Annotated in this window: 9 protein-coding genes; 2 read left to right on the plus strand and 7 right to left on the minus strand. The window is 48.9% G+C overall.

Annotation, left to right across the window (positions count from 1 at the left end; all coding sequences use genetic code 11):
* Window positions 1-88: 88 nt before the first annotated feature.
* A complete protein-coding gene (locus DSZ37_RS07645) occupies window positions 89-2,242 on the minus strand; it encodes a hypothetical protein (RefSeq protein ID WP_109726326.1) in 2,154 nt (717 codons plus the stop codon).
* Window positions 2,243-2,554: 312 nt separating this feature from the next.
* Here DSZ37_RS07645 and DSZ37_RS07650 point away from each other — a divergent pair, with 312 nt between their 5' ends.
* Both DSZ37_RS07650 and DSZ37_RS07655 read left to right on the plus strand, forming a co-directional pair.
* A complete protein-coding gene (locus tag DSZ37_RS07650) occupies window positions 2,555-6,379 on the plus strand; it encodes a right-handed parallel beta-helix repeat-containing protein (protein ID WP_109726327.1) in 3,825 nt (1,274 codons plus the stop codon).
* Window positions 6,380-6,583: 204 nt separating this feature from the next.
* Window positions 6,584-8,671 (plus strand): glycosyl hydrolase, encoded by a 2,088-nt coding sequence (locus tag DSZ37_RS07655; RefSeq protein WP_109726328.1) that lies wholly within the window; start codon window positions 6,584-6,586, stop codon window positions 8,669-8,671.
* 199 nt (window positions 8,672-8,870) lie between these two features.
* Here DSZ37_RS07655 and DSZ37_RS17675 read toward each other — a convergent pair whose 3' ends face one another.
* The 6 genes from DSZ37_RS17675 to DSZ37_RS07685 all read right to left on the minus strand — a co-directional run bounded on the left by DSZ37_RS17675 (window position 8,871) and on the right by DSZ37_RS07685 (window position 16,002).
* Window positions 8,871-9,299 carry a DUF6465 family protein gene (locus tag DSZ37_RS17675; RefSeq protein ID WP_181380272.1) on the minus strand — a complete coding sequence of 143 codons (429 nt, stop codon included), beginning with the start codon at window positions 9,297-9,299 and terminating at the stop codon, window positions 8,871-8,873.
* Window positions 9,300-9,318: 19 nt separating this feature from the next.
* On the minus strand, window positions 9,319-9,594 hold the full coding sequence (locus DSZ37_RS07665; protein WP_028521141.1) for an HU family DNA-binding protein: 276 nt from the start codon (window positions 9,592-9,594) through the stop codon (window positions 9,319-9,321).
* 339 nt (window positions 9,595-9,933) lie between these two features.
* The gene (clpB, locus tag DSZ37_RS07670; protein WP_109726329.1) at window positions 9,934-12,531 is read right to left on the minus strand and encodes an ATP-dependent chaperone ClpB; all 2,598 of its coding nucleotides are present in this window, start codon (window positions 12,529-12,531) and stop codon (window positions 9,934-9,936) included.
* Between the two features lie 50 nt (window positions 12,532-12,581).
* Window positions 12,582-13,226, minus strand: a complete 645-nt coding sequence (locus tag DSZ37_RS07675) for a hypothetical protein (protein WP_109726330.1) — start codon at window positions 13,224-13,226, stop codon at window positions 12,582-12,584.
* 516 nt (window positions 13,227-13,742) lie between these two features.
* Window positions 13,743-15,152 carry a carbohydrate-binding domain-containing protein gene (locus DSZ37_RS07680; protein WP_109726331.1) on the minus strand — a complete coding sequence of 470 codons (1,410 nt, stop codon included), beginning with the start codon at window positions 15,150-15,152 and terminating at the stop codon, window positions 13,743-13,745.
* 106 nt (window positions 15,153-15,258) lie between these two features.
* Window positions 15,259-16,002: a DUF4956 domain-containing protein gene (locus tag DSZ37_RS07685; RefSeq protein WP_109726332.1), complete on the minus strand. Its 744-nt coding sequence runs from the start codon at window positions 16,000-16,002 to the stop codon at window positions 15,259-15,261.
* Window positions 16,003-16,004 lie beyond the last annotated feature (2 nt).

Below are 16,004 nucleotides of genomic sequence, written 5' to 3' on the forward strand. Positions count from 1 at the left end.
TGTCGGGGCTGATTTTGGTTATAAAGTCTTTGAAAAGTGACCGATGACTTCCCGCAGTATGGGGATATCTCAGAGGAGAGCCTTTTCGTTATCTCATGGCGAGAGTCTTTTTTCCGAGGAGGTGGAGCTGGATGTCCAGAGCGTCGTCGGAGGTCATTCCGCCGCCGTTTACATCGGCATTTGTCCTGCCCATTTCGGTGAGACAGTGCTCATGTGAACCATCTATGCCGTATTTATTGGGATTTGCCAGAGCCTGCATGATGAGGATAGCGTCTGCCAGCTCTATCTTTGTGTCACAGTTTGCGTCGCCGTTTCCGAGCGTGGGGCGGAACACTTCCATGTCGCCTGTTATGATGTAGTTTGTCTCGGAATTGATATAGAGGACACCCGAAACTATATCGCCCTTCTGGAGGCCTGAGGGCATATTGTAGTTAATGTGCATATGAGCGTCCATATCGATGCTGAACGCGCCGTAACCCTTGATCACAAAGCCGTGGGAATAGCTGCCGTAGTCGAATGCCTCGACTTCGCCCTTGTCGATGGCGATAAACTTGCCCACTCCTTCCTTGGGTGAAACATATATCCTGAATCGGAATCCCTGCGTATCGTACATTTCCTTTTCGTACTGATCGCCCTTGACATTAAGCCTGATGGTATTTCCGCCGCCGATGACTACCGTGTAAGCGTATCCGCCGCGGAGCTTGCTCATATCGCCGTTTTCGCCTATGATCTCGCCGCCGAGTTTCTCTATGGTGATGTACTTGGGATCGATCTCCTCAACCTCCCAGACATAGTCCGTCCTTACGGTCATTGAATTGCCCTTGTTGGAGAATTTATCTGCCTGATGATAAGCGTTGATAACGAGACCGCTGAGGTCAAGCTCCTCGCCCTCGGTGTAGATGGTCTTTGTGGGGCGAGTCCTGATGCTGTCAAAGTGGTCCACACCTGTCATCCACATCCATATCTCGGGTCCATCTGAAGTAGTTGTAGTAGTTACTTTGGCATCTGTGGTCGTGGTGGTCACAGTTGTTACGGAAACATCTGCTGTAGTCACGGGAGCAGCTGAAAGCGACTCGATATAGGTGATAAGATCTACTGTATCGGAAAGCCCTCTGTAGTAGAAAACTATCTCGCAGGAGTCGCCGATGTTCAGATTATTGACATCGGTGCTGCTGTCCGTGGAATAGCCCTTGTTGAGGAAAAATCTGCCGTGCTCCCTGAATGTGATATGCTCGGAGTCTCTCTCGACAACTATGTCAGTGAAGCTTTCCTTATAGGGCGCCTCTATGTGGACAGGCTCCTCGGTGCCTACGACCTCTGCGCTCTCTATCTCGGTGATGACGCGGATATCGTCCTTTTTCTCGCATAAAACAGTTGTTTTAACGGTATTTCCCTCTGCAAAGGGATTTCCGTCGGGATATTCGAGACTGTCGGGCAGCATAAAGAGTCCCTCTCTGCCGAACCGGACAAATCTCGCACAGCTGTACTCAACGTGCCCTGTGAAGGTGAACTCCTCGGGAGCGTATTTTACGCTCCTGATACGCCATACGCTGCATTTCCGGGTGTCGGGACCGAGGTCGTAATAGTCATAGTCGAGGACTACCTTGTCGCCTTCCTTTATCTCTGCGCCGAGCCTGTTGGTGATCACATTGTACAAGGTCTCGGAGTAGAGACAGTATTCGCCGTGTTCCTTGAAGAAGATGTGGTATGTATCGTCGTTGTCGAGTACAACGGAAGTGACCTCGTCGGTGATGGTGTCATGTACTCTCGGGCAGCAGTCTCCTATTGTAGGATAGCATTTCTGACAGAGCTTTTCCCCGTCGGAGGTGGTAGTGTAGTTGATATCGGTGTTGAGCGGTTCGCGGCAGATATCACATACATCGGTGATATCGGGATTGGGGACAACAGTTATGAGTGCCTTGAACTCCTTTCCGCCCGAGAAGAACGACACACCGGAACTGCCTGTTCTCAGTCCCTTTATGACAAGACCTGTGGCATCATCGGAGATGACAAACGGGTTGTCGATCTGTGTCATGAGCCCGTTTGCGGAGCCGCTGTAGGCTATCTGAACGGTATTTCCCACCGCTACCTCATATTCGGAAGTGAGGAGGGAGAAGTCTCCGCTTTCTGCGGCAGCAGAGTCGGCTGCAATGACTTTAGTGCCATTGATGGCAGGAAAAGCAGGCAGAGCTGATACCATAGCAGCTGCAAGGGCAAAAGATAAGATTTTCTTGAATAACATAAAGATACCTCCTTTATGGCAACGTTTTATTCTATAACTTTGACGCATGAGAAAACATGAACTCTCACAGATTTTTTATTATTTTCTGTAAACATATGACATTACAGCATATATAAATAAGAGGATAATGGCCTTTGCGGAATAATATGACCGATTGTATTCGGCTTTGGAAACCAATAGCATAAAATGTCATATTCTGAGTATTATATGTCATTGAAATGTCAGCTTTACGGGGATATAATATATACAGTAAGAGAAAGGAGCGCCGATAGGGCGCTCATCAGAGGATATTAAAATTTGGAGGGATCACTTATGAAGAACAATTTGCTGAAAAGGAGAGCAGCTTCTATCGCAGCAGCCGCTATGATGACAGTGTCGGCAGCAGTCGGCACGGCAGCCTCATCAATGCCCGTTATCTATGCAGGAAGCTCGCTCACAGCCTATGCAGCCGAAAGCAGCGTGAAGATACTCAGCTCCGCAGGCTTCGGCGAGGGAATGTATGCCACATGGTCATCGGTATCCGGTGCAGGCGGCTACAACGTCTATGTTGACGGCGTACAGATCGACACCATGCTTGTAAGGCAGTACAGCGGCTATCTGAGAGCAGATGCCGTGGGACTGAAGGCAGGCAGCCATACCATGCGAGTAGTCCCCGTAATAGGCGGAAAAGAGGACGGCTCAAAGGCGGCAGAGGCAACAGCTACTGCCTATGCACATGACCGCAGCGGCTTCGGCTTCGTAAACGGAAGCTCAAGCGGTGCCTACAACAATGACGGTACTCTTAAAAGCAATGCCATAGTGATCTATGTTACAGACGGAAACAAGGACACGGTATCAGCAAGCATCGACTCCACGGGAAAGGGAGCCACGGCGGTGACAGGCGTGCAGAATATAATCACCGCGTATAAGAAGGGAAAGGAGTCAAGACCGCTGAATATCCGCTTCATCGGCAATATCACTGATCCTTCCGTTCTCATGAAGGGAGACCTTATGGTGGACACAGTCACAGCAGGCTGCACCATCGAGGGCATAGGCAATGACGCTACCCTCAACGGCTTCGGTCTCGTTATGAAGAACTGCTCCAACGTAGAGGTAAGAAATCTCGGCTTCATGAACTGCAACAGCAGTGAGGGCGACAACTGCGGACTCCAGCAGAACAACAACCACATCTGGGTCCACAACTGCGATTTCTTCTATGGTGACGCAGGCTCTGACGCCGATCAGGCAAAGGGCGACGGAGCTCTTGATACCAAGACCTCCACTTATATCACTCACTCTTACAATCACTTCTGGGACAACGGAAAGTGTAATCTCCAGGGCATGAAATCAGAGAGCACTGAGAACTACATAACCTACCACCACAACTGGTACGATCATTCCGACTCGCGCCACCCCAGAATAAGGACCTGTTCCGTACACTGCTACAACAACTACTTTGACGGCAATGCAAAGTACGGCGTAGGCGTTACCATGGGAGCTTCCTGCTTTGTGGAGAGCAACTATTTCCGCAACTGCAAGTACCCCATGCTCATATCACTTCAGGGCTCCGATGATCTTTCAGGCGGCACCTTCTCGGGAGAAGCAGGCGGAGTCATCAAGTCCTACGGCAACATCATGACAGGTCAGAAGGCGTATACCACCTATCAGGAGAACAGCACTGATTTCGACGCCTATGAAGCCTCCTCAAAGACAGAGAAGATAGGAGCTTCCGTAAAGGCTAAATCGGGCGGAACAGCCTACAACAACTTCGACACATCAAGTGTAATGTACAGCTACACAGCTGACAATGCAGCTGACGTACCTGCCATAGTAACGGCAAAGGCAGGCAGAGTTGACGGCGGCGACTTCAAGTGGCAGTTCAACAATTCAGTAGACGATGAGAGCTATGCAGTAAATCAGGCACTTAAATCTGCACTCAGCTCCTACAAGGGCTCAGTGACCGCAATAGGCAGCGGCTTCAAGGAGGACAACTCCGCAGCCCCGGCAGTTACAACGTCTACAGCTCCCGTTATCAACACGCAGCCTGCAGTTACGACTATCTCCGTAACACAGCCTGCCAAGACCACCACAAGCGTACCTGCATCAGTTACCCCGGTTACAGGCGCTAACGTGATCTATGCTTCTCCCAACGGCGGAGGAGACGGTAAGACTCTCAATACCCCTACGGATGTTCTTACCGCAATAAAGTCCGTACCTGCCGGCGGTACTGTCTATCTTCTCGGCGGCACATATAAATACAGCTCGCCCATTATGATAGAGGAGAGCAATGCAGGCAAGTCGGGCGCATACAAGACCATCGCAGCCTACCCCAATGCGGCGGTAAAGTTCGACTTCTCGGGCGAAGCGGTATCAGGCACTAACCGCGGATTCGTCCTTGACGGCTCATACTGGCACTTCTATGGCTTTGAGATAGCCAATGCAGGCGATAACGGAATGCTCCTTTCGGGCGACAACAATATCATCGAGATGATGGTATTTGACAATAATCAGGATACGGGCTTACAGATATCCAGATACAATACCTCATACACCAGCGTATCACAGTGGCCCACCAACAACCTTGTGAAGAACTGCACCTCACGTAACAACTGCGACGATGCAACAATGGAGAACGCAGACGGTTTTGCTGCAAAGCTCACCTGCGGCGAGGGCAACGTATTCGACGGCTGTATCGCATACAACAACTCCGATGACGGCTGGGACCTCTATGCAAAGACAGAGACAGGTCCTATCGGCAGTGTGACTATAAAGAACAGCATAGCCTTCCGCAACGGCTTTACCGAGAACGGCAGAGGCTACGGCGACTGCGACGGAAACGGCTTCAAGCTGGGCGGCGGCGGAGTAGGTACACGCCACACCGTTGAGAACTGCCTCTCCTTCGAGAACCTGAACTGTGGATTTACCGACAACAACAATCCAAAGTTCGGCGACATGAAGAACTGCACCGCATACAACAATGGTATCGGCGGTAACGGCAAGTCCAACTACATGGTATACCGCTGCGACACATCGGCTAAGTTCAGCGGCATGATGTCCTACATCAACACAGGCAAGGTCTCAAAGACCAACGCCGCAGGCATCAAGGTATCCAACGACAAGTTCGTGGGTATCATGAGCGATTCCGTATATTACAACGCCAAGTATTATTACGCAAAGTCAGCTGTTACCATGACCAACGGCGCAAAGCTGGGCGACATCGTAACACCTGCCGGCAGCGACTTCATCAGCCTCAGCGTTGCAGCCATGGGAACAGATTTCCACAAGGCATGGAGAAACGCAGACGGCTCTCCCAAGCCCTCGGGATTTGCCGAGACAGCTTCGGGCAGCACATACAAGAGCATAGGCTATCACATGAGCGGCGGAATTACACAGACCGCAACTCCGAACCCCTATGCAGCAGGAACAGCTCCCGTACAGACCTCTGCTCCCTCACAGCAGACAACCACGAGCAGCAAGCCTGTCCAGAGCACTACAACTACGATAACTTCACCCTTTGTACCCGTATCGGGCGGATATATCCACAACTTCACCGAGAACGGTACACAGAGCAGCTTCTACAGCATTACAGGTAACCTCTCTGACGCTAAAGGAACTGTGAATTATGACGGTAAGACACTGACAAGATGCCTGAAGATCGAGACAGCAACAGCTGTAAGCTTCAATGCTCCCTCAAACGGCAGACTTACCCTCGTATTCACAGAGCCTGCGGCAACTATCAAGATAGACGGTACCAAGTATACATCGTCAGGCAACGGCATCATCACCGCAGATCTTTCCGCAGGCGCACATACCGTCGCAAAGGCTGACGCCGCCAACCTGTTCTACATGGTATTCTCGCCCTCAACGGTACAGCCTGTTGTTACAACTACAACAACAGCTCCCGTGACAACATCTCCCGTTACCACCTTTGAGCCCTATAACGGCAAAGCAGGCGACGCTAACGGCGACGGCGAGGTAGAGCTTGCTGATGCAATATTCATAATGCAGTCACTTGCTAATCCCGACAAATACCAGATCAGACCCGAGCTGCGTGTGAACGCCGATGTATACGAGCGCGGCAGCGGCATAACAGCCAATGACGCACTGGCTATACAGAAGTATCTCCTTGGTCTTGTGCCAGCTCTCCCCGAGTCCTGAGATCCGACAGGACTGCGGTATAATGATATGATGGAAAAAGGAACCTCCCCATAAGGTTCCTTTTTTCATTATTTAAGTAACAGCTTAAATAATCACAATAATTTTACATATTCGACAGTTGAAAAACCTTGACATAGGGCTTAAAAAGGACTATAATAAAGTTAGAAGTTATTGGTAGTATCCAATAAAAGGAGGATATTGAAAATGAATGGAAAGCTTAAAAAAACACTGGCACTGACAGCTGCGGGAGTTATGGCAGCAGTACAGTGCAGCTCCGCAGGACTTTTCACTTCCATCGCAGCAGGAGAGGCAGCTGCGACATCTTTCCCCTATGTTATCGAGGGCGAAAAAATGGAGGGCGCAGACCTGTGGACAAGTATCTATCAGACAGAGATACCCGGTTATTCCGGCGATGGATTCTTCTATCTGACAGCATCACCCGCTTCGTTTGAGGTAACTGTTCCCGCCGACGGAATGTACTCCATAACAGTACACGGCGCACAGATACTCGACAAGGGCGCAAGACAGCAGGCAGTAAAGATAAACGGAGTAAAATACACAACACAGGCAGCCTATTCCGATAAGTGGACTGATTATGACTTCGGAATGGTGCGAATGAACAAGGGTGTGAACACTATCGAATTCATCAGCGAATACGGCTATATGGCAATAGATACTGTTACGGTGGACGAAGCACAGTTCCCCGATCTTTCAAAGGCTGACGGAACAACAGTGGATCCCGATGCAACTCCCGAGACAAAGGCTCTCATGAAGTATCTCAAGAGCGTTTACGGAAAGAATATCCTCTCGGGTCAGCAGGAGATCTATGGCGGCGGTCACGGCGTTGACACCACGATCCGCTATGACGCAAATGCAAACAAGTGCGTTGACAGCGACGGCGTTGAGTATGTCATCGATGAGGAGAGCTGGGACAAGACCGAAAGCGGTGAGAAGTTCCCGTGGCACTGCACGGGTCCCGATGGACAGGTCTATACATACAGCACTCAGAACCGCAACTACTCATACAATGACTACGACTTTGAGGTCAGATACATCAAGAACCTCACAGGCGAGGAGCCTGCTATCCGCGGCTTTGACTTCGGAAGCTACTGCCCCTGCTATGCGTGGGACGACGGTGTGGCTCAGCGTATGATAGACTGGACCACCAAGAAGAACGGTATATGCACAGCTTCATGGCATATCAACGTTCCCACCAGCAAGGCCGATTATACTCTCGGAGAGCCTCTTGACTTCTCCAAGACCACATACACCGAAAAGACCGACTTTATCACCAAGAACTGCATGGTAAAGGGCACTATGGAGTACGATTACTTCCAGCTCTGCATGAAAAACCTTGCAGCTGAGCTGAAGAAGCTCCAGGACGCAGGCGTCCCCGTTATCTTCCGTCCCTTCCATGAGGCAGAGGGAAACCCCAGCCGTACCGAGGATCCCATTGACGGTTCGGGAGCATGGTTCTGGTGGGCAAAGGAAGGTGCTGTAGTTTACAAGCAGCTGTGGAACTTCCTTCAGGACACTCTCAGGGACGAGTATGGTCTCCACAACCTCATCTACGAGCAGAACCTCTATGCATGGTCTGACAATTCCGCAAAGTGGTATTCAGGCGACGACAGAGTCGATATAGTAGGCTTTGATAAGTATAACTGCCAGTACAACCGCCACGACGGCAAGCAGCAGGGTACTCCCAACGAGGACGCTGAGGCAGGTATATTCTACACACTGAACAAATTCGTCAAGGGCAAGAAAATGGTAGCTATGCCCGAGAACGATTCGTGCCCCAGCCTTAACAATATGGAGGTAGAGCACGCTTACTGGCTGTACTTCTGCCCGTGGTACGACTCAGAGCAGTCCCACTTCCTCTGCGGCAAGGAGTATCAGGACCCCGAGACCTTTACAGAGCTTTACAAGAGCGATTTCTGTATCACACTTTCAGAACTCCCCAAGGACCTCTTTAAGGGAAGCTCAGAGCCTTCCAAGACCACAACTACCACCACCGCAGTAACAAGCACCACCACGACTACAACCGTAACATCAAGCGGTACGGTCAAGGACGTTAATTACGGTGATACAAACTGTGACGGTACTGTTGAGCTTGCAGACGCTATCCTCATCATGCAGGGACTGGCTAACCCCAACAAGTATGTTATAACCGATCAGGGCAAGGCTAACGGCGATGTTGACACAGCTACAAAGGGACTTACCTCCAATGACGCTCTGTTCATTCAGGAGTACCTCCTCAAGATGAGAACAACTCTTGATCCCAATGTAAAATAACAGCTCCCTGAGTTCACGTTTCTTAACAATGAATGATCAATATCAGACCGAATAATAAAAATCCCGATACTTTATGTATCGGGATTTTTATTTTTATGACAATATGCGTGATCTGCCGCAGAGATCTCCCTCAGAGACTGTATTTTAATTATATAAAATGGCGCAAAAAAGCTCCGCGTGAAGCGGAGCTTTATAATTCTCAGAAAAGATCAAAATTGCCGAATGTGTTATCGTCGATTACATAGTAAACCTTGTTTATTTCAGGTCTAACATATACAACAACGCTCTTAGCCGACTTAACTCCGGCATCAGCCTTTGCCTTGTCAACGAGATCTGTACCTGCAACCTCAGCACCGTTGTACTGGATCACAACCTTTCTCTCCTCAGCAGCAGCAGTCTTCTTTGCAGCAGGCTTCTTTGCAGCAGTTGCCTTCTTCTCAGCGGGCTTCTTTGCAGCAGTTGCCTTCTTCTCAGCAGGCTTCTTTGCAGCTGTAGCCTTCTTCTCAGCAGGCTTCTTTGCAGCAGTTGCCTTCTTCTCAGCGGGCTTCTTTGCAGCAGCAGTCTTCTTCTCCTCAGCAGGAGCAGCTGTCTCTACTGCCTTTGTTTCTGCAATCTTCTTATCCGGCATGATAATTTCCTCCTTAGAATTACTTGTTAACAGCGTTCTTGAGTGCCTGACCAGCCTTGAAAGCAGGTGCCTTTGAAGCAGGAGCAGTCATCATCTTCTTTGTCTGGGGGTTGATAACCTGCTTCTCCTTACGGTCACGAACCTCGAAAGTACCAAAACCAACGATAGAAACCTTCTCTCCGCCTGCGAGAGCATCTGTGATCGTAGAAATGATAGCATTTACAGCTGTCTCAGCATTCTTCTTAGTGAAGTCAGCCTTCTCAGCAACTGCACTGATTAATTCGGTCTTTGTCATAGTATTATCCTCCATAAAATAAGATTTTACAATTGAATTATATACCCTTTATAACGATTTGTCAAGGAATTCCCGAAAAAATGACAAATCCACCTATATTTGGGTATTTACAGCCTGTTTTTTATTCAAAACCACCATAGAATATGCCTATTTTTCGTTGAGAATTTTCAGGTGCTGCTCAGCTGAATATACATTATGTATATTATAGTCATTTTATTCCGAAATATACATAAAAAACCGACTTTGAAATATGAATTTTTTATAAAAAAAATGCCCCTGAGCGATGTTTTTTCACTCAGGGGAAGCATTTTACTATTTTTGTTCCGCCGACTCAGACTGTCAGTCTGCAATGAGCTTTCCGTTGGCATCAAGGTCGATGTCTATAACGTCTCCTGCGGACAGGTTGCCGCCGATGATACGCTTAGCTGCCAGTGTCTCCACATTGCGCTGTATGAACCTTCTAAGCGGTCTTGCGCCGAAGTTGGGATCGTAACCGCAGTCCACGATGTAGTTCTTAGCCGCATCGCTTACGTTTATGCGGATATGCTTGTCGTCCAGACGCTTCTGGAGGTCAGCCAGCATAAGATCAACTATCTTCATTATATTGTCCTTGGTGAGAGGCTTGTAGAAGATTATCTCGTCAAGACGGTTGAGGAACTCGGGACGGAACTGAGTTTTCAGCAGCCCCTCCACCTGTGAACGTGCCTCGTCGGTTATCTCACCGTTTGCGTCTATACCCTCAAGGATATAGGGTGAGCCGAGGTTTGAGGTCAGGATTATGATAGTGTTCTTGAAGTCCACTGTCCTGCCCTGCGAATCGGTTATACGACCGTCGTCCAGCACCTGAAGCAGTATATTGAACACATCGGGGTGTGCCTTTTCTATCTCGTCAAAGAGAATTACCGAATAAGGCTTTCTGCGGACTGCTTCCGTCAGCTGACCGCCCTCATCGTAGCCCACATATCCGGGAGGCGCTCCGATAAGACGGCTCACGCTGAATTTCTCCATGTATTCGCTCATGTCGATACGGATGATATTTCTCTCGTCGTCGAAAAGTATCTCCGAGAGAGCCTTTGCAAGCTCTGTCTTGCCCACGCCCGTAGGTCCGAGGAAAAGGAATGAACCGATGGGTCTGTCGGGAGCCTGTATGCCTGCACGGGAGCGCAGGATAGCTTCGCTGACCTTGGTAACAGCTTCGTCCTGTCCGATAACTCTCTTGTGGAGCAGTCCCTCCAGTCCCAGTATCTTTTCCTTTTCGCCCTCCATGAGCTTTGATACGGGGATTCCTGTCCAGCGGCAGACTATCTTCGCTATTTCGTCCTCTGTAACTCTGTCGCGGAGCAGCCTGTCATTTTCAAGGTCATGCTCTGCCTGCTTTTCAAGCTCCTCCAGCTCCTTCTGAAGCTGTGGCAGCTTGCCGTATTTAAGCTCGGCAGCCTTGTTCAGATCGTACTCACGCTCTGCCTTTTCTATCTCTCCGCCTGTGCGCTCTATCTCCTCACGGAGCTTCTGAACTGCGGAGATGTCGTTCTTTTCGTTCTCCCATTTTGCCTTCATGCCGCTGAACTTCTCGCGAAGCTCCGCAAGCTCCTTCTGTATCTCCTCAAGGTGCTCCTGAGAGATATTGTCGCTCTCCTTTTTAAGTGCAGCTTCCTCAATTTCAAGCTGTACTATCTTACGGGAGATAACATCAAGCTCTGTGGGCATCGAGTCCATTTCCGTGCGGATAGTTGCGCAGGCTTCGTCTATAAGGTCGATAGCCTTATCGGGGAGGAACCTGTCGGTGATGTACCTGTTGGACAGCACAGCCGCAGAAATAAGCGCATTATCGCTTATTTTTACGCCGTGGAACACCTCATAGCGCTCCTTGAGTCCGCGGAGTATGGATATAGTGTCCTCAACGCTTGGCTCGTCAACCATTACAGGCTGGAAACGACGCTCAAGAGCAGGGTCTTTTTCGATGTACTGGCGGTACTCGTTAAGGGTGGTAGCTCCGATACAGTGTAGCTCGCCCCTTGCCAGCATAGGCTTCAGCAGGTTGCCGGCGTCCATAGCACCGTCAGTCTTGCCTGCACCGACGATGGTGTGGAGCTCATCTATAAAGAGAAGTATCTGTCCGTTGCTGTTCTTAATCTCGTTAAGGACAGCCTTCAGACGCTCCTCAAACTCGCCTCTGTACTTGGCGCCTGCCACGAGAGCTCCCATATCAAGTGAGAAGACCTTGCGGTCTTTAAGGCTGTCGGGTACGTCTCCTGCCACGATACGAAGGGCAAGTCCCTCTGCGATGGCAGTTTTTCCGACGCCCGGCTCACCGATGAGCACAGGGTTGTTTTTCGTCTTTCTTGAAAGTATGCGGATAACATTGCGTATCTCGCTGTCGCGTCCGATAACGGGGTCAAGTTTGTTGCGCCTGGCAAGTCCCACAAGCTCCTGACCGTACTTGGTGAGCACATCGTAGGTGTCCTCGGGATTTTCGCTTGTAACTCTGGTATTGCCCCTTACGGACATAAGAGCGCTGAGGAAGCTGTCTTTTGTGATGTTGAAGGTACCGAAAAGCTGTGACACTTCCCTGTCCTTGCTGTCGATAAGGGAAAGCATAAGGTGCTCAACGGACACGAACTCGTCCTTCATGTTTGAAGCTATTCCCTCGGCGGAAGTGAGCACACGGTCGCACTCTGCCGAGATGCCGAGGTTGCTGCTCCTGCCGCTTCCTGTTACCTTGGGGAGCCCGTTGATCTTCTTCTCAATCTCGCTGTCGAAAATATCCTCATCTATATTCATCTTTTTCAGGAGCTGCGGGATAAGACCGTTCTCCTGACGCACAAGTCCTGCAAGGAGGTGTATAGGCTCGATGACCGAGTTAGACTGCATAACGGCTATGCTCTGAGCCTTCCTTACAGCATCAATTGACTTCTGAGTAAGTTTCTCTGCATTCATATCAATATCCTCCATTCTTATTTTTCACATTTATCCTTTTCATTGTCTGCCTAAATAATGTACCGTCCAAGCAGCGCACGGTAGTCCTTCTCAAGTATGGGAGCGCTCTCGCCGAAGGTCTCGGGAGCTGCAAAATAAGTCTTTACAGCGTGGTCAAGGTCCTTGATGTACTCGCCGATAGCCTCACCTGCCTGCTCGCCCGTAAGGGCTCCCGTATTTATCAGCCTGCGTGAGAAGCTTCCGTCGCCTATCTCGCAGCTGTAGCTGTTTATTCCCAGACGGCTCAGGTAGCTGTTCTCCAGCTTTGCACGGTATGCAAAGAAGCTGTGGAACATATCTATGAGCGCCGCACTCTGAGTGCGTATGCTCACTCTCAGTGTGCCGAGATACTGCTGCGGAGAGCGTTCAAGCTCAACCTTATAATTGATAGTGGGGCGGTACTTGTATTCCAGTGCTGTCTTAACCGTCATAAGTGACGGCGAGCGCTGCTCCTGAATGCGGAAGCTGCTGTTCATGAGCTCCGTCATCTGTGCAAATATCTCTCTCATCCGCATCTCGGGAGTCACGCAAGAGAGATGCTCAGCCAGTATCTGATTTATAAGGTTGGAGCGGCTGGTGCCGAGGCGATAAGCCTGCTCATCCACTGCCTTTATGACGTCGTCCATAAGGACGAGGCTGTATACACTTTTTTTCATTAGGTACATCACTTCCCTTCTCTGTTATATTCATATTAACACGGATTATAGAATTTGTCAAGCGGATTATATAATCTTTCACGCAAATTTCACAATGTAAAAAAAGTCCGCTCACGAGGAGCGGATAATTCGGCCCAAACGATTTTCATCGTTTAGCACTGTGGACCGAGCCATAGACAATAAGTTAAAAAAAGTTATTGAGAATAGAAAACATGAAAAAATTACAAATGAAAGGGGTTAGTTTTATTACTTGACAAAACTATTTCTATGGCGTGCAAGTGAACTAATACTCACTATCAAGCACATGAGAGGGGAGGGTACTTGATATTGAATACCAATAATCTTCATTTGCTGATATTATTATATTGCAAAACTGCTCGTTTGTAAATATACATTTGCAAACAAAAATATAATAATGTGTAGTTTTCTCGTTTTTTTCTTATTTTTTAATGTCAATTTTTTATGAATATGTTTTCTGTTCTTATTTATTTACATATTATTTATGAAAATTCATTGTTATTTCAGTGAAAACAGGTTTTGTCCCACAGATACGTTGAATTCTTCGCTGCTGTTTCCGTTGATGACTGTGTAGAAATTTGAACCCTCATGTACGTCGGGTGAGAGCAGCATCAGACAGCGGAATTCATTGTGGGGCTCCATGGACACTACCTGCGTTCCGTCAAGTACCATTTCCACTGTGCTGCCGCCGCCTATGACCTCGCCAAGGTCAGCAACTATGTAAGGATGGTCGGAATATGTGGGAGTGGACACCTTATTGCCCGCCGCATAAAGATAGCCGTTTTTGTAGCTGAATGTGCTGTAGGCATAAACTGCACTCTTCTCCTCCTTTGTGCCGCCGGAGATAACGGTATATCCGCCGTTAACGTTGAGCGTTCCCTCGGACTTGATGCCGTTTGTGCCTGACTTGACACGGATATTTCCGTCGTTTATTGTTACATCAGCATTGGCGATAATGCCTGATTTACGGGACTCTATATTATATGTACCGCTTTCGATGACGACGTCGTCGTCGCTGTTGATGCCGTGAGAAGCTGTCGCTGTGATATTCAGCTCGCCGTTGCCCTTGAGCTTTATTGTATCATTAGAGAATATGGCTCCGGTTTCGTGAGCGCTTTTCTTCTCAACACCGCTGGAAACATAGTTGACCGAGCCTTCCTTAGGCTTGATAGTGCAGCGCTTGCACTCCTCTATAAATATTGCAGGCTGGGAAGAATTCGATATGTCAACGCCGTTAAGAACTATCGTGACCTTGTCCTCAGTCTTTGCAACTCCTGTCTTTACGATTATCTGTCCCTCGGAAACGCTTCCAGAGAAGATATAATCGCCTTCCGCAGTTATAATGACGGTGGAGCCGTTTACGGTAACGTTGCTGCCTGTTACCTTTGGAGCGTTTCCAAGCACGATCTCAGCGGTGTATTCCTTTACCTCGCCAGTGGCACCTGTGCTGCTGCCGCCCGATGAACTTCCGCCGGAGCTGTTTCCGCTGCTGCTTCCGGAGGAGCTTCCGCCGGATGAACTGTTGCCGCCCGAAGTGTTACTGCTGCCCGAGGAGTTACTGCCGCCTGAGGACGAATTATCGCCGCCGCTGCTGCTTCCGGATGAGCCGCTCTTGGCAGTCGTAGTCGTGCCCTCAGACTTCTTCTCCCCTGCCTTTGTGGTTGTAGTGCCGCTCTTGTCGGACTTTTCATCTTTATCCTTTGCTGTTGTGGTAGTCTTTTTTCCGTCAGAGTCAGTTGTCTCCTCATCATCGGCAGATGAAGTATCGTTACTGCCTGTGTCCGTATCGGATACTGCCTTGCTGCTCACCGTGGAGGAAGAACTCTTCTGCTTATCCTTTCCGCAGGAAACCATTGATGCCATAACTGTCATTGCTGCAACCGCTGCCATAAACCTTCTATATTTCATAATAAACGCTCCTTTTTTCCTCCATATACAAAATTTGCCAGACTCAAAGGATATCAAGTCTGACAAATTTTTAAGTAAGAGGGTGGTATTTCTTCTTTATTTCTATTTAGTTTTCGTAGATCTTATCATCGTACTTGAAGAATACGAGATTGATGGTCATATTGCCGTTGAGTGCGCGGAGCTCGTCAACGAACTTCTTCTGGTCCACATTATCAAGAACATCAACACTGTATATGAGCTCGAACAGTGTACCGAAGTTTGTGGTCTTGACTCTTCTGAGCTTGTGGAATGTTGTGTATCTTGAAAGCACGGGCTCGAAAACTCCCTGATAGTCGAGGTTCTCGGGAATAGCTATCTTCAGGGTCATATGTCTCTTCTTGCAGCCGCCGAAATCAGTCTCGCTGAGAGCGAACATTACAGCGCCGAGAATGATGAAGAATACGATAGCAAATCCGATATAGCCTATTCCGCAGGCAACACCTGCTGCCATTGCGAAGAAGATATAGGCAATATCCTTCGGGTCTCCCGCCACGCTTCGGAATCGTACAAGAGTAAATGCACCTGCAAGGCTGAGAGCTCCCGCAGTTGTATTGATAAGCAGAAGTATCAGTGAAACGATGGTGGGAAGCATTATCATCGTAAGGACGTAACTCTGTGAATAGCCCTCTTTTCTGTGAGTAACGATGTATATAAGGCTGATAAGGAAGCCGATAACAAGTGCGGCTCCCACACAGAGGAAGAACTCTCCCGGCTTGATGGTGCTCAGACCAGAACTGCTGCTGTTGATCACCGAGTCGCCGTTTTCATAATACTTTGAAAGTACATTTCCGAAAAAACCATGTTCAAACATAA

It is taken from the genome of Ruminococcus flavefaciens (genome assembly GCF_900116855.1).
Taxonomy (GTDB): Bacteria; Bacillota; Clostridia; order Oscillospirales; family Ruminococcaceae; genus Ruminococcus; species Ruminococcus flavefaciens_R.

Coding starts and splice junctions, on each gene's coding strand:
- DSZ37_RS07645 (WP_109726326.1), bottom strand. CDS start 2,242: ATGTTATTCAAGAAAATCTTATCTTTTGCCCTTGCAGCTGCTATGGTA.
- DSZ37_RS07650 (WP_109726327.1), top strand. CDS start 2,555: ATGAAGAACAATTTGCTGAAAAGGAGAGCAGCTTCTATCGCAGCAGCC.
- DSZ37_RS07655 (WP_109726328.1), top strand. CDS start 6,584: ATGAATGGAAAGCTTAAAAAAACACTGGCACTGACAGCTGCGGGAGTT.
- DSZ37_RS17675 (WP_181380272.1), bottom strand. CDS start 9,299: ATGCCGGATAAGAAGATTGCAGAAACAAAGGCAGTAGAGACAGCTGCT.
- DSZ37_RS07665 (WP_028521141.1), bottom strand. CDS start 9,594: ATGACAAAGACCGAATTAATCAGTGCAGTTGCTGAGAAGGCTGACTTC.
- clpB (WP_109726329.1), bottom strand. CDS start 12,531: ATGAATGCAGAGAAACTTACTCAGAAGTCAATTGATGCTGTAAGGAAG.
- DSZ37_RS07675 (WP_109726330.1), bottom strand. CDS start 13,226: ATGAAAAAAAGTGTATACAGCCTCGTCCTTATGGACGACGTCATAAAG.
- DSZ37_RS07680 (WP_109726331.1), bottom strand. CDS start 15,152: ATGAAATATAGAAGGTTTATGGCAGCGGTTGCAGCAATGACAGTTATG.
- DSZ37_RS07685 (WP_109726332.1), bottom strand. CDS start 16,002: ATGTTTGAACATGGTTTTTTCGGAAATGTACTTTCAAAGTATTATGAA.